The 14,381-nt window shown below is 68.0% G+C and carries 9 protein-coding genes and 1 pseudogene; 1 reads left to right on the top strand and 9 read right to left on the bottom strand.

Annotated elements, in window-relative coordinates; genetic code table 11:
- The 8 genes and pseudogenes from ACPEES_RS05960 to ACPEES_RS05925 form a co-directional block, all read right to left on the bottom strand.
- Positions 1–2,210, bottom strand: a pseudogene (locus ACPEES_RS05960) (hypothetical protein); the annotation flags it as partial.
- 225 nt (positions 2,211–2,435) lie between these two features.
- Positions 2,436–4,472 carry a multicopper oxidase family protein gene (locus ACPEES_RS05955; RefSeq protein WP_435102044.1) on the bottom strand — a complete coding sequence of 679 codons (2,037 nt, stop codon included), beginning with the start codon at positions 4,470–4,472 and terminating at the stop codon, positions 2,436–2,438.
- Positions 4,473–4,732: 260 nt separating this feature from the next.
- Positions 4,733–6,241: an apolipoprotein N-acyltransferase gene (lnt, locus tag ACPEES_RS05950; protein ID WP_435102042.1), complete on the bottom strand. Its 1,509-nt coding sequence runs from the start codon at positions 6,239–6,241 to the stop codon at positions 4,733–4,735.
- A gap of 6 nt (positions 6,242–6,247) precedes the next feature.
- On the bottom strand, positions 6,248–7,159 hold the full coding sequence (locus tag ACPEES_RS05945; RefSeq protein WP_435102048.1) for an HlyC/CorC family transporter: 912 nt from the start codon (positions 7,157–7,159) through the stop codon (positions 6,248–6,250).
- An 89-nt stretch (positions 7,160–7,248) separates the two neighbouring features.
- Positions 7,249–7,719, bottom strand: coding sequence for an rRNA maturation RNase YbeY (gene ybeY / locus ACPEES_RS05940; protein ID WP_435102040.1), 471 nt, complete (start codon positions 7,717–7,719; stop codon positions 7,249–7,251).
- 28 nt (positions 7,720–7,747) lie between these two features.
- Complete coding sequence (locus tag ACPEES_RS05935) at positions 7,748–8,776, bottom strand: PhoH family protein (RefSeq protein WP_435102038.1); 1,029 nt, start codon at positions 8,774–8,776, stop codon at positions 7,748–7,750.
- Between the two features lie 22 nt (positions 8,777–8,798).
- Positions 8,799–10,166 (bottom strand): tRNA (N6-isopentenyl adenosine(37)-C2)-methylthiotransferase MiaB, encoded by a 1,368-nt coding sequence (miaB, locus tag ACPEES_RS05930; protein ID WP_435102036.1) that lies wholly within the window; start codon positions 10,164–10,166, stop codon positions 8,799–8,801.
- A 214-nt stretch (positions 10,167–10,380) separates the two neighbouring features.
- The gene (locus ACPEES_RS05925) at positions 10,381–11,721 is read right to left on the bottom strand and encodes a UDP-glucose dehydrogenase family protein (protein WP_435102034.1); all 1,341 of its coding nucleotides are present in this window, start codon (positions 11,719–11,721) and stop codon (positions 10,381–10,383) included.
- 383 nt (positions 11,722–12,104) lie between these two features.
- Here ACPEES_RS05925 and ACPEES_RS05920 point away from each other — a divergent pair, with 383 nt between their 5' ends.
- On the top strand, positions 12,105–13,061 hold the full coding sequence (locus ACPEES_RS05920) for a LysR family transcriptional regulator (protein WP_435102032.1): 957 nt from the start codon (positions 12,105–12,107) through the stop codon (positions 13,059–13,061).
- A gap of 14 nt (positions 13,062–13,075) precedes the next feature.
- Here ACPEES_RS05920 and ACPEES_RS05915 read toward each other — a convergent pair whose 3' ends face one another.
- Complete coding sequence (locus tag ACPEES_RS05915) at positions 13,076–14,329, bottom strand: CaiB/BaiF CoA transferase family protein (protein WP_435102030.1); 1,254 nt, start codon at positions 14,327–14,329, stop codon at positions 13,076–13,078.
- Between the last annotated feature and the right edge of the window lie 52 nt (positions 14,330–14,381).

Below are 14,381 nucleotides of genomic sequence, written 5' to 3'. Positions count from 1 at the left end.
GGCGGGGCGACATCGCCCGGGTCCGGCGGCAGGTCGCCGCCACCGTTGTCATCGTCGTCGTCATCATCCCCGCTGCCCGTGATGTCGGTGCCGTCACTGGCGTTGCCCGCCGGGTCGCTGACGACGACGCGATAGGTATCGGTGGCGGTGCCACCGAGGGTGGCGGTGAACGCACCCTGGGCGTCGGCATCGACGGTGACGCGCTCGCCGGTACGGGTGTTGGTCACGGTCACGCGCGCGCCGGCCTCGACGGCACCGGCAGCGCCCGTGACGACGGCGTTGCCGCTGCCGTCACCGGTGACGTTCACCCGGTCGCCGGCGACGGGCGCTGGGGGGACAGTGTCCAGGGTGACGTCGAGGGTGCGGGTGGCCTCGTTGCCGGCCTCGTCGGTGGCGACGAGCTCGATGGCGTTGCCGCCCTCGGTGAGGCTGAGCGCGTGCTCGAAGCCGTTGTTCGCATCGGGTTCGACGGTGGCGCCGTCGATGCGGAGCTCGGCGGGCTCGCTCAGGCTGCCGCGCACGGTGAGCTCGGCCTCATTGGTGATGTGGCCGTCGCCCGGGTGCTCGACGAGGATGTCCGGGGCGATGGTGTCGAGGGTCACGCCGACCTGGGCCTCGGCGAGGTGGCCGGCTGGGTCGATGGCCTCGACCAGCAGCGTGTTCTCGCCCTCGTCGAGGGTCAGCGTGTGCTCGAAACGGTGATCCAGGTCGAGGAAGACGGCGGTGCCGTCGATCTCGACGTCGGCGGCCTCGCTCACCTGCCCGCGCACGGTGGTTTCGGGCTCGTTGGTCAGGGTGCCGTCGCTCGGGGCGTCGACTATGAGCTCGGGCGGCGTGGTGTCCACCGTGAGTGCGAGCTTCGCCGGATCGGATTCGTTGCCGGCGGCATCGGCGATGGTCGCCGAGAGGCTCACCGGGCCTTCCGGCAGGTCGGTGGTGGGCACGCAGTCGGCGGTCTCGTTGCCGGACGTGCAGTCCATCGGCAGCTCGCCGCCGTCGGCGCGCAGCGCGAGGGTGTCCGCACGGGCGCCGGCGTCGAACTCGAAGCCGAGCTCGGGGCGACGGGTGTCGACGTAGTCGCCGTCGGCGGGCCGGGTGAACGCGAGTTCCGGGGGGATGACGTCCGCGCCGGTGGCGATGGCGCGGATGAGCGCGAGGCGGCGCTCGGCGCGGTAGTCGAGCTCGGCGAGGGCTTCGCCGTCGGCGCTGAAGTGGGCGACGCCGCGCAGGCCGCTCACCCAGACGCTGGCGTCGGCGGGATCGGCGGCGAGGTGGAAGAGGACGCCGCGCAGGGCGCTGGCCCAGCGCGGGCGGAAGCTCACCGACGCCGAGCCGCTGGCGTCGACGTGGGTGAGGCGGCGCAGGCCGGCGGCCCAGACGCCGCCCTGGCCGTCGGCGTCGAGGTGCAGAGCACCGTCCACGGAGGCGGTGAGCCGCCGTTCGCCGGAGACGGCGTGACGGACGACGGCGCGGGGCAGCGCGATCCAGACCTCGCCGTGCTGCGGCGCGTAGGCGAGCGCGAGGGCGCGTTCGAGAACGCCGAGGTCGAGCGGCTCGCGAACATCGCCCGACGCCGAGACGGCGAGGACCCGGCCCCGCCAGTCGGTCAGCCACAGCGAGCCTTCGCTCGCCACGAAGGCGGCATCCCGGGCACGAAAACGCAAGCTCGCCTCGGCAAGGCGTTCGCCGTCGGCGCCATAGCGGTAGACCGATCGGCCGTCGACCAGCCAGACCTCGCCGGTGGTCTCGTCGACGGTGAGGTGCGTGCCAGCGGCGGTGCCGAAGGCCTGCCGTTGGGTGGTCGTGAGGCCGTCGACCGCCTCGTCGAGCACCGCGGGGACGTCGGCACGGGATTCGTCGCGCGCCCCGCGCGCCGTCGCCACCGAGCTGCGCCCGAGCAACGTGGCCTCGACGGGGAGGTTCCGCACGCGCTCGCCGGCGAGGTCGTAGGCCACGAGCCGCCCCGGGCGGTACGCCCAGACCAGGCCGCGGGCGGCATCGGCGGCGAGCGCCTTCACCCGGCGGGCGTCGGGGATCTCCAGCTCGATGGCGGCATCCGTGGCGGCGACCTTGAGCACGCCGCCGGTGTCCGCCACCCACAGGACGTCGCTATCGGGGCTGGGGGCCGCGTTGGCGGTGGCGAGGCAGGCGACGAGGAATGCAGCGACCCAACGGACCGCAACGTCCCTGACACGGTCGAGGCTGACCATGGAAGTGCTCCCTTTCCGGTGGTCGCCGCCCGCTGGTGGGGCGGAAACCGGCGCTCACTTGGCTTCCGTGTAAACGCGCTGACACACAAATTGTCCCGCGAAGAGCGCTAGAGCCTACGGCAACCCGATAGGTCGCTGTCAACCGTTTCGGATGACTGACCACCCCGAAAAACGAAGGGGCCACTGCGGGTGACCCCGTCATCGCATGGTTTCACCACTGGCCGACTACCCGACCTGCAGCACGCGCATCATCTCGTTGTCCTCATGGGAGAGAATATGGCAGTGCCACACGTACCGGCCGGGTTTGTCGAAGGTGACCCGAATACGGGTCATCTGTTCCGGCAACGTCGTGACGACGTCCTTTGGCGTATTCTCGACATAACCGTGCGCGGGGCCCAGATCCACAACAGGCCCCACACTGATGCCGGTAATCACGGGGGCCTTGCCTTCGCCGCCATCGTGCTGAGCAACGGGTTGCCCGGGGTCGCCTTCGTCCGAAGCGAAGTCGATGGCGTGTCTGTCGAGAATCCGGAATTTCACGAGATGGAGGTGAATCGGGTGGGCATCGCCCGTGAAGTTGTAGATCTCCCAGATTTCCTCCGTGTCGAGCCCCGGGGTTTCAGTCGTCGGCTGGAACCACGCGAACGGGGTAGCGAAGCTGCCGGCGGCATTCGCGGTTTCGTGGACAGTACCGAGCAGCGGGCGAAGTCGGCCGAAGCTGTCAGTGCCCTCGAACAGTGCCACGCGGCGTATTGGCGGTTCCGGTCCCATGTCGCCGGGGACGCCACCACCGATATTGGCGGGGTTGAAGTTGTCGGCGACGGCATTGTCGAACGGCCGGATTACGTCGAAGGCCATCACCCGGTCGGTCTGGCGATCGTCGAAGAGGTCTTCCGGCGACAGGGCGCCGCCGAAATCGCCCCCGAACGGGGCGTCGCCGCCAATGTTCTCCATGATGATGCGATAGCCCTGGAGGCCGGAGAAGTCGAAGACCACGTCGTAGCGGCTGCCGCCCTCGAAGACCAGGGTGTCCACCTGGGTCGCTGCGGCCGCCAGGCCCTGGTCGCTGCCGATGACATAGAAAGGTATCGGCGCGCCCGCGTTAGTGAGCTCGGTATCCCCGAGGGGCACCGCGCGAAAACGAATGACCATGAAGCGCGAATCGCAGCCGTTTAGCAGGCGCATGCGGTAGTGACGCGGCTCCACGTTCTCCTTGGGCCAGATCTTGCCGTTGACCACCATGTGGTCGCCGAAGAACTCGGCGAGCGCCGTCGGGCCGCCATCCGGGAAGAGCTCGGGGGGCAGAACGGCCCCTTCACCGGTGATGAAGTCGTCGTAGAACGGGTCGCCGGGGAATGCCGGGTAGAAGAGCTCACCCTTCTCGGTGAACATGCGGTCCTGAATGGCGTAGGCGAGCTCGTAGGGGAAGGCGGGTAGCCCCAGGGGGTTATCGGGGGCACCCGTGTCGAGTGCGTCGCGCACGAAGTAGAACCCCGCCAGCCCGGCATAGACGTTCAGCCGGGTGATCCCGAGGGCGTGGTCGTGATACCAGAGGTTGCCGGCGGGCACGTGATTATCGTATCGGAAGGTGTTGGTGAAACCGCCGGGCACGAAGTCCCATTGTGGCCCTTTCACCCGCCCGTCGGGGCTGTAGAAGAATTCGGGATTGCCGTCGAACTGGAAGTCGGAATGACCGCCGTGGAGGTGGGTGACGATGGGCACGCCGTCCTTGCTGATGGAGAATTGCCGGTAGTCGACGCCGTTGGCCGAACTCTCACCGTGGAGCGAATAGCACCAGTGCAGGCTGGTATCGACGGGAAGCAGGTGTTTCTTGCCACGCAACTCGTTCTCCCAGCGTACGACGGTTTCATCGGCGCCGCCAGCGGCTGCGCTCATGACCTGGAACGTCTGCCCCGGCCAGGAGACGGTATCCGTTCCGTACCCCCAGATCCGGGTTGGCAAGCGTCGGCCGTTTCGCGGATTGATAAGACCGGTTTCCTGGGTGACTTCACGCAGCCGAAGGCTGAAGTTCGGACGATGCGCCGGGCCGCCGTTCTGGTTGAGGTCCTTGAACAGAAAGCCCGGGTCGAGTGCGTTGGGGGCGAGTTCCAGGAATTTCGGCTGACGCGCCGGATCGCTCAATGGACCGATACCCGAGTCGAATGCGACCGCCCGCGCGCGTCGCAGAAAAGGGTGCATGGGAAACAGAAAGGCCGCAGAAGCCAGGGCACTGCCCTGCAGGAAACGGCGTCGCGTGGTCATGGCGAAACCTCCCATCCACGACGAGGAGCTTCGCGAGCGTGCGCCGACGACTGGGCACGCTCACGCCTCGTAAGCGGGCACGGCGAATCGGCGGGCCATGCGCCTGACGCTCGTCCTGAGAATGCCTACCCTCTTACGTTTTAAACGTAGTTGGCAGAACGATGTGGCGCGGACGCAACGCGACGAACGGCCGTGCTGGGCGGGCGGCGCCGACATGTGCCCCGAGCTTCGCAATCAGTCGACCCGTGCGGTTACTCCGATCAATGGAAAATATCGCGACCGCGACGGCGGGCGGCGAACCACGCCCCCGCGAGCACGATCATGACCAGCGCGACGACCGGCCAGTCCCGCCAGCGCACGTAAGGCGTCGTGCCCTCGCGGGGCTGCACGGTGGTTGCCAGGGCAGTGCGCTGGAACATGGGGGCCTGGGCGAGGACTTCGCCCCGGGCGTCCATGGCCGCGGTGATGCCGGTGTTGGTGGCACGCAGCAGCGGACGGCCGGTCTCTCTGGCGCGCATGCGGGCCATTTCGAGATGCTGGTAGGGCGCGAGGGAATCGCCGAACCAGGCGTCGTTGCTCACATTGAGCAGCACCTCGGCCTCCGGCAACGCATCGGCGATGAGCGGGCCGAAGGTCACTTCATAGCAGATGGAGGCGCCGACAGTGACGCCGTCGGCCTGAAGCGGGCGTGGCTTCGCCCCCGCCTCGAAGTCGCCCATGGGCGCGCCGACGAAATCCAGCGCGGCGCCGAACCAGTCGCGGAACGGCACGTATTCGCCGAAGGGCACCAAATGGCGCTTGTAATAGAACGCCGGACTGTCACCGAGCACCGCGACGGCATTGAACGGAGCGTCCTCCACCGGGTCCACCACGGGTACGCCAGTAACGATGGTACTGCCCTGCTCGGCCGCTTCTTCGGCGAGGGGGGCTAGGAAGTTGTCCTCGACGCGGTGATAGAAGGCGGGCACGGCGGCCTCGGGCCAGACGATGAGCGGCGTGCCATAGTGCTGGCGACTCGCCTGGGCGTAATGCCGCAGCGTCTCCACGCGCTGGTCGGCGAGCCATTTCTGATCCTGGGGGACATTGCCCTGGATCATCGCGACGTCCAGGGGCTCGCCCACCGGCGCCGTCCAGTCGAGCGCCGCCAGCGTGCCGCTGCCGGCATAGAGCAAACCCGTCACCACCACCGCGGCAGCCGCGCCGGCGCCCGGCCGGATCGCGAGGCTCGCAAGTGACCCGGCCAGGGCACAAACCACGAGTCCCACACCGTACAGCCCGAGCAGCGGCGCCAGCGCACCGGGCGGCAGGTCGATCTGGGTGTAGCCCACGGACAGCCACGTCGCCCCGGTGAACAGCCAGCTCCGCACCCACTCCACGACCAGCCAGGCAGCCGGTAGAGCGACGATCGTCGTCAATAACGGCCGCCCTGCCCCCACCCTGCGGCCCAGCGCCAGGGCCACCAGGGGATAGAGCGCGAACAGGGCGATGAAAAGCGGCGTGACCACGGCAGCGGCAACGTCACCGCCGCCGTAGCGGCTCACGCTGATGAAGATCCAGTAAACGCCGAACCCGGCATAGCCAAGGCCGAAGAGGTACGCGCCAAGCAACGCCCGCCGGCGCGGTGAGGCTGCGACCTGTGCGAACGCAACGGCCAGCGCCAGCGGCGCGATCCAGCCCCACCCGAACGGCGCGAAGGCGAGCGGCATGGCGAGTCCCGCGGCGAGCACGAGCAAGAGTCCGCCGCGGGAGGCGAGCACACGCGCAAACATGATCGGCTAGTGCGCCTGGGTCCGGTCGGACTCCTCCGCGGCGACGGTCTCCGCGGGCATGCGGCTCACCCGCAGCAGGTGGATGCGGCGGTTGTCGGCGCGCACCACCTCGAAACGACAGCCGCCGAGCGCGAGCGCCTCACCCCGATGCGGCAGGTGACCGAAACCGTTGGCGACAAGGCCACCGATGGTGTCGAACTCCTCGTCGCTGAAATCAGTGCCGAAATACTCGTTGAAGTCCTCGATGGGGGTGAGCGCCTTGACCACGGACTGGCCGTCCTCGGTGCGCGAGAGGATCCAGCTGTCGTCCTCGTCGTCGTGCTCGTCGTCGATCTCACCGACGATCTGCTCGATGACGTCCTCGATGGTGACGATGCCGGCGAGCCCGCCGTACTCGTCCACCACCACGGCCAGGTGGTTCCGGCTTTCCTGGAATAGCTGAAGCAGTGCGTCGAGACGCTTGCTCTCGGGGATGAACAATGCCGGGCGCAACAGCTCGCGCAGATGGAACTCGCGCTGGCTTTCCGGGTCGAGGTAGCTCAGCAAGTCCTTGGCGATGAGGATGCCGATGACGTCGTCACGGCTGTCGCCGGTGACCGGAAAGCGGGAATGGCCCGTTTCCACGATGGTGGGCAGCAGGTCCCATACGCGATCGCTGCGCTGGAGCACGGCAACGCGCGAGCGGGGCACCATGATGTCGCGTGCCTGCAGCTCCGAGACATGGAGCACGCCCTCGATCATCGCGAGCGAGTCCTGGTCGAGAAGGTTGCGCTGCTGGGCATGCCGCAGAAGCTCGACGAGCTCTTCGCGGTCACGCGGCTCGCCGGACAGCGCCTGGCCGATACGCTCGAGCCAGGTCCGTTGGTGACCGTTTTGCGAAGAGTTGCTACTGCTACTGTCCGATCGGTCCTCGTTCATCAGGGTCTCGATGGTTGCCACGGAAATCGTATCCAGTTGATTGGTTAATTTGCCGCGTTGCGGTCTCACGACCGCGACGAATTAACGAATCAACTCCCCGCGGCACACGGGTCGACAGCGTACGGATCAGCATAGCCAAGACCGGCGAGGATCTCCCGCTCCAGTGCTTCCATGGTTTCCGCTTCGTGCTCATCGATATGGTCGAAACCGAGCAGATGCAAGACACCGTGGACGACCATGTGCGCCCAGTGGGCGATGGGCGGTTTGCCTTGTTCGTCCGCCTCGCGCGCCACCACCGGCGCGCAGATGACGAGATCACCCAGCATCGGGAGATCGACACCCTCCGGGAGCTCGGCGGGAAACGACAGAACGTTGGTGGCGTAATCCCGCCCCCGATAAGTGGCATTGAGCTCGCGCCCCTCGCCTTCGTCGACGACGCGCACGCTGAGCTCGGCCTCGTCGCGGCGGCCGTCGAGCGCCGCCGCGACCCAACGCCGGAAATCCGCATCGTCGGGTATGTCGGGGTCGGTGGAGGCGACCTGGATGTCGATTTCAGTCATGGTTTCGCTCGCCGGCCTCGCCGCCGCCTCAGCCTCCCGCGGCATTGCCGCGGGGGGCGTCGTCGGCACGGGCATCATAGGCCTGGACGATGCGCTGGACCAGATCGTGGCGCACCACGTCCCGGGCGTTGAAGAAGGTGAAGCTCACGCCGTCGACATGACGCAATACGTCGATGGCGTCCCGCAGCCCCGAGGTCTTGCCCGGCGGCAGGTCGATCTGGGTGACGTCACCGGTGACCACCGCGGTGGAGCCAAAACCGATGCGCGTGAGGAACATCTTCATCTGCTCGACGGTGGTGTTCTGCGCCTCGTCGAGAATGATGAAGGCGTTGTTAAGCGTCCGCCCGCGCATGTAGGCAAGCGGCGCCACCTCGATGACGTTGCGCTCGATGAGCTTGTTCACCCGCTCGAAGCCCAGCATCTCGAACAGTGCGTCATAGAGCGGCCGCAGGTACGGGTCGACCTTCTGCGCGAGATCGCCGGGGAGGAAGCCCAGGCGCTCGCCGGCCTCCACCGCCGGGCGCACCAGCACCAGGCGTTGGACCAGGTCACGCTCGAGCGCATCCACCGCGCAGGCGACCGCCAGATAGGTCTTGCCGGTACCCGCCGGCCCCACACCGAAATTGAGATCGTGGGTGACGACGTTGTAGAGATAGCGGCGCTGGTTGGGGCCGCGGCCACGCACCTGCCCCTTGCGGGTGCGGATCGCAACGTCGTCGCCGACTTCGGCCTCGGCCCCGGCACCGACATCGGCGCCGGGCTCCGCCGCATCGGCACGCTCGGCGACGTCGGCATGCTGGAGGTAGAGGTGGACGTTCTCAGCGCTCAACGCCTCGCGCTCCGAGGCGTCGTAGAGGGCCTGAAGGACACGGCTGGCAGCGAGGGCCGCACGGTCCTCGCCAATCACGCGAAAGCGGTGGCCGCGGTTCTTGATCTCGACCCCGAGGCGGCGTTCGACCTGGCGGAGGTGCTCGTCGAACTGCCCGCAGAGGCTGGCCAGGCGCTCGTTGTCGGGAGGGTCGAGGGTGAAGTCGATGGCTTCCGGGCTACTACTCAAGGTGCGTCGGACCTCGCTGCTGTCAGACACTCGCGGCGGCGAACCCGGGTTCCAGCCGCTCGTCGAGGTCGAGGAACTCGCCACGCAGTGAGTGGGCCAGCGCCTCGGTGATACGCACCCTGACGAAGCGGCCGATGAGCCGCGGATTACCGGGGAAATTGACCACGCGGTTGTTCTCGGTACGCCCGGCGATCTCGTTGGCGTCCTTCTTGGAGATGCCGTCGACCAGCACCGTCTGGACGCTGCCCACCATCGCCTCGCTGATGGCGCGGGCGTTGGCGTTGAGCACCTCCTGAATCCGGTAGAGGCGCTCCTTCTTCTCCGCCATCGGGGTGGCATCGGGCAGCTGCGCCGCCGGTGTGCCGGGACGCTTGGAGAACACGAAGCTGAACGACTGGTCGAAGCCTACCTGCTCGACGAGATCCAGCGTGTCCTCGAAGTCCTGCTTCATTTCACCCGGAAAACCGATGATGAAATCCGAGGACATCACCAGATCCGGCCGCGCCTCGCGCAACCGCGCGACCAGCTCGAGAAAGTGCTCGCGGGTGTGATTGCGCTTCATCAGCCGTAGCACGTTGTTGGAGCCGCTCTGCACCGGCAGGTGCAGATGGCCGACGAGCTCCGGCACCTCGGCATAGGCCTCGATCAGCGCATCGTTGAAATCCAGCGGATGCGAGGTGGTGAAACGAATGCGGTCGATACCGTCGATCGCCGCGATGTAGTGGATCAGCAGCGCCAGATCCGCCGGCGTGCCGTCGTCCATGGCGCCGTCGTAGCCGTTGACGTTCTGCCCCAGCAGGGTGACCTCGCGCACGCCCTGCTCGGCGAGCTCGGCGCACTCGCCGAGGATGTCCTCGAATGGCCGGCTGATCTCCTCGCCGCGGGTGTACGGCACCACGCAGAAGGTGCAGTACTTGCTGCACCCTTCCATGATCGAGACGAACGCCGTCGGCCCCTCGGCCCGGGGCTCCGGCAGGCGGTCAAACTTCTCGATCTCGGGGAAGGAGATGTCCACCACGGGACGGCGCGTTTCACGCGCGCGGTCGTACATCTCCGGCAGCCGGTGCAGCGTCTGCGGGCCGAAGACCATGTCCACGTACGGTGCCCGCTCGGCAATGGCCGCGCCCTCCTGGCTCGCCACGCAGCCGCCCACGCCGATCACCAGATCCGGGTTCGACTCCTTGAGAGGCTTCCACTTGCCGAGCTGGGAGAAGACTTTCTCCTGGGCCTTCTCGCGTACCGAGCAGGTATTGAGGAGGATGACATCCGCCTCCTCCGCCGAGCGCACGCGCTCGAAACCCCGCTCGGCGCCGAGCACCTCCGCCATCTTCGCGGAGTCGTACTCGTTCATCTGGCAACCGTGGGTGTGGACGTAAATCTTGGGCGCCATAGACCTCGAACTGGACTGTCCTGACCGTGAGTATCGGCGAAGGATACTAGGACGTCCATGACCGGTAAACGCACGCCCGCTCAGAGGTCCGCAAGACCGGCGCGGCAGGGGGCCTCGGTGTCGTGTCGCCGCGGCGCAGCGATGCGGCCACCGACGGCGGCGTAAGCCAGGTGCGCCGGCCGCGCGCCGCCCCGGTTCGGTGACGCTGTGGCGCTTACCCGCCTGCCGATACCGTTGGTCGGCCAATAGCGTAGTAAGTGAAGCCGAGACGGGCCATGTCCGCCGGGTCGTAGAGGTTGCGGCCGTCGAAAATCACCGGCGCGGCGAGGCGCTCGCGAATGAGCTCGAAATCCGGGCTGCGGAAGAGATTCCATTCGGTGACGATGGCCAGCGCATCCGCGCCGTCCAGCACCGACTCCGGGCTGTCGCACAGCGTCAGCCCCTGGCGTTCGCCATAGATGCGGCGGGTTTCCTCCATCGCCTTGGGGTCGAAGGCGCGCACCTCGGCACCCGCCTCCCACAACGACTCCATCAGCCGCCGGCTGGAGGCTTCGCGCATATCATCGGTATTGGGCTTGAACGCGAGCCCCCACAGCGCGATGGTCCGGCCGGAGAGCCGGTCGCCGAAATGCTCGCGGATGCGATTGAACAGATAGCTCTTCTGGCGCTCGTTGACGTCCTCCACCGCCTGCAGCATCTGCGGTGTGTAGTCAACGTCGCTGGCGGTGCGCGCCAGTGCCTTGACGTCCTTGGGAAAGCAGGAACCGCCATAGCCCGCCCCCGGGTAGATGAAGTGATAGCCGATACGCGGATCCGAGCCGATGCCCACACGCACGCGCTCGATATCCGCGCCCACACGATCGGCGATGTTGGCGAGCTCGTTCATGAAGCTGATCTTGGTGGCGAGCATGGCATTGGCGGCGTACTTGGTCAGCTCCGCCGAGCGTACGTCCATGACGACCAGCCGATCGCGATTGCGGTTGAACGGCGCATAGAGCTGACGCATGAGCTCGCCGGTGTCATTGTCGTCGGTGCCGACAATCACGCGGTCGGGCTTCATGAAGTCCTCCACCGCCGCGCCTTCCTTGAGGAACTCCGGGTTGGAGGCGACCTGGTAATCCACCGTCGCGCCGCGCTCGTCGAGCACGCCGGCGACGGCCTCGCGCACCCGGTCGGCGGTGCCGACAGGCACCGTGGACTTGTCCACGATCACCTTGGGCTCGGTCATGTGGGTGGCGATGGTGCGCGCGACCGCAAGCACGTGCTTGAGATCGGCGGAACCGTCCTCGTCGGACGGGGTACCCACGGCGATGAACTGAAACCGTCCGTGGGCGACGCCGGCCTCGGCATCGGTGGTGAAGGTGAGCCGGCCCGCGGAGCGGTTGTGCGCCACCAGGGACTCCAGCCCCGGCTCGTAGATCGGAACCTCGCCGGCGTTGAGGCGGGCGACCTTGTCGGCATCCACGTCCACGCAGACGACGTGATTGCCGACCTCCGCGAAGCAGGCGCCCGTGACCAGGCCCACGTAGCCGGTGCCGAAGATGGTAATGCGCATGCGAACCCCTTTCCCGTAGGTGTTGATCCCGCCCGCCGGATGCACCCGGCGGACCTCCATGGTCGTTGACGGACCGACCCGGGCACCCCTTTACGGATCCTGCCCCGAGATGACCCGCTGAGACTTCGCGGCCCCGTCACCCCCACACGGCACGGCCGTGCCAGCTCGGAGCGGGATGATACCCGATGAAATCGTCGTCTGTTGATGCCCCACTGCCTACTCCGTCAATAGCGCATACCAGCGCACAGTGCACGCGCGTGCTGGCGGCGTTCCCGCGCGGGTGCCGGGAAGCGGCGACACCCCCCGGCCGCTTTTCCCACCGCTCTCCCCTTTCGCCGGGCGGACCGATACCCTGTACACGGCCACACATCGGGACTGCACGCATGGACCTTCGCCAATTGCGCTACTTTGCCGCCATCGCCGAGGCGGGATCGTTCACCCGGGCCGGCGAACAGCTGGGTGTCGCCCAGCCCGCGCTGAGCCAGCACGTGCGACGGCTGGAGGAGGAGCTCGGCACGCGGCTCGTGGTGCGCAGCGCCCGCGGCATCAGCCTGACGGAGACGGGCGAACGATTGCGCGTGCACGCCGAGCGCCTGCTTCGCGAGGTGGAGGTCATCCGCGACGATCTGCAGCGCGCCGAGGCGAGTCCGGCGGGCCCGGTGGACATCGGTATCCCCACGTCGCTGGGCATGCTGCTCAGCGTGCCGGTGGCACTTCGCGTCCGCCGCGAGCTCCCCAAGGTGCAGCTACGGGTCGTGGAGGGCCTCTCCGGCCACACCCTGGAGTGGCTGCGCGCCGGCAGCCTGGATCTGGCATTGGTGTTCGGCGCCGAGACCGTGCCCGGCCTCGCCATGGAGCTCATCGCCACCGAGGAGCTCCACCTGGTGGGCCCCGCCGGCGACGAGCGCCTGCACCACCTGGCGACGCCGGGCGACGGGCCGGTACCGCTGCCCGCGCTGGAGAACCTGCCGCTGATCATGCCGGGGCGTCCGCACGGTGTGCGCGAGGAACTGGAAGCCGCTGCCCGGGGCCGGGCGACCCCGCTCAATATCGTGCTGGAAATGGACGCCCTCGACCCGATCCGCGCCCTGGTCGCCGAGGGTGCCGGCTACACGGTACTGTCACCGCGTCTGGCACGTCACGGCCCGTTGGGCGACCGGCTCGCCACCCGCCCCATCTCCGACCCGGAGATCCAGCGCAGCATCTACCTGGCCCGTGTCGCCGACCGACCCCTGTCCATCGCCGCCAGCCACGTACGCGACCGCCTGCGCACCGAGCTCGCCGGGCTCACCGCCGGCAGGCGCTGGCGCGAGCCGGTGGTCACGCCATCCGCCGACTGAGCCCTACCGGGGGCTCAGCGCCCGCTGCCGTCATCGACGACACCCTCGGCGACCAGGGCGTCCACCGCACGGTCATCGAGCCCCAAAGCATCGGCGAGCACCCGGCGGCTGTCCGCACCGAGCATGGGGGGCGCGGTCGGCTCGCGCGCCGGCGTGCGCGAAAGCCGGATGGGGCATGCAACGAGATCGACGCTACCGCTGACGGCGTGCTCCACCGTTCGATGCATGCCGCGATGGCGCACCTGGGGATCGGCGAACACGCGGTCCATGGTGTTGATCGGACCGCCGGGCACACCGACCGCTTCCAGCCGCCGCACCCACTCGTCGGTGGTACCGGTTGCCAGGTGCGAGGCGATACGCGGCACCAGCGAGTCGCGATGGGCGACGCGTCCGGCGTTGGAGGCATAGGCCGGATCGGCGAGCAGCGCATCCAGCCCCACCGCCTCGCAGAAACGGCGGAACTGCTCGTCGTTGCCCACGGCGAGCACCATGTGCCCGTCGCTGGTGGCGAATACCTGGTAAGGCACGATGTTGGGATGGGCGTTGCCTGCACGCTGGGGCGCCCGGCCGCTAACCAGGTAGTTGGAGGCCTGGTTGGCAAGCATCGCCACCTGCACGTCCAGCAATGCCATGTCGATGTGCTGACCCTCGCCCGTGCGGTCGCGGTGACGAAGCGCCGCGAGAATGGCAAAGGCCGAGTACACCCCGGTGAAGAGATCCGCCACCGCGACCCCGGTCTTCATGGGCTCGCCGCCGGGGGCGCCATCGGGTTGGCCGGTAAGGCTCATGAGCCCGCCCATGGCCTGGATCAGCACGTCATAGCCCGGGCGCGCGGCGTACGGACCATCCTGGCCGAAACCGGTAATGGAGCAATACACCAGTCCGGGATTGACCGCCGAGAGGCTGTCGTAGTCGAGCCCGTAGCGGGCGAGCCCGCCTACCTTGAAGTTCTCGATGACCACATCGCAGCGGGCCGCGAGGTCGCGCACGATCGCCTGCCCCCGGGGACCCGCCATATCCACGGCCAACGACCGCTTGCCCCGGTTGGCACAGAGGTAATAGGCGGACTCACGCGTCGGCGCGCCCGCCTTGTCGGTGACGAACGGCGGCCCCCAACCGCGCGTGTCGTCTCCCGTGCCGGGGCGCTCGATCTTGATGACGTCCGCGCCCAGATCAGCGAGCAACTGCCCGCACCATGGCCCGGCCAACACCCGGGAGAGATCGAGCACGCGCATGCCCGTCAGGGCGCCTGTCGCTTCACCACTCACGGATTCGCCCTCCGTTGTCCATAGTCCGTGCCCGGTTGCGTCCCCACGCCCG

The sequence above is a fragment of the Arhodomonas sp. AD133 genome, assembly GCF_051195215.1.
Classification (GTDB): domain Bacteria; phylum Pseudomonadota; class Gammaproteobacteria; order Nitrococcales; family Nitrococcaceae; genus Arhodomonas.
The sequence above is the reverse complement of the archived record's forward strand: the minus strand, read 5'-3'. Positions and strand labels throughout refer to the sequence as shown.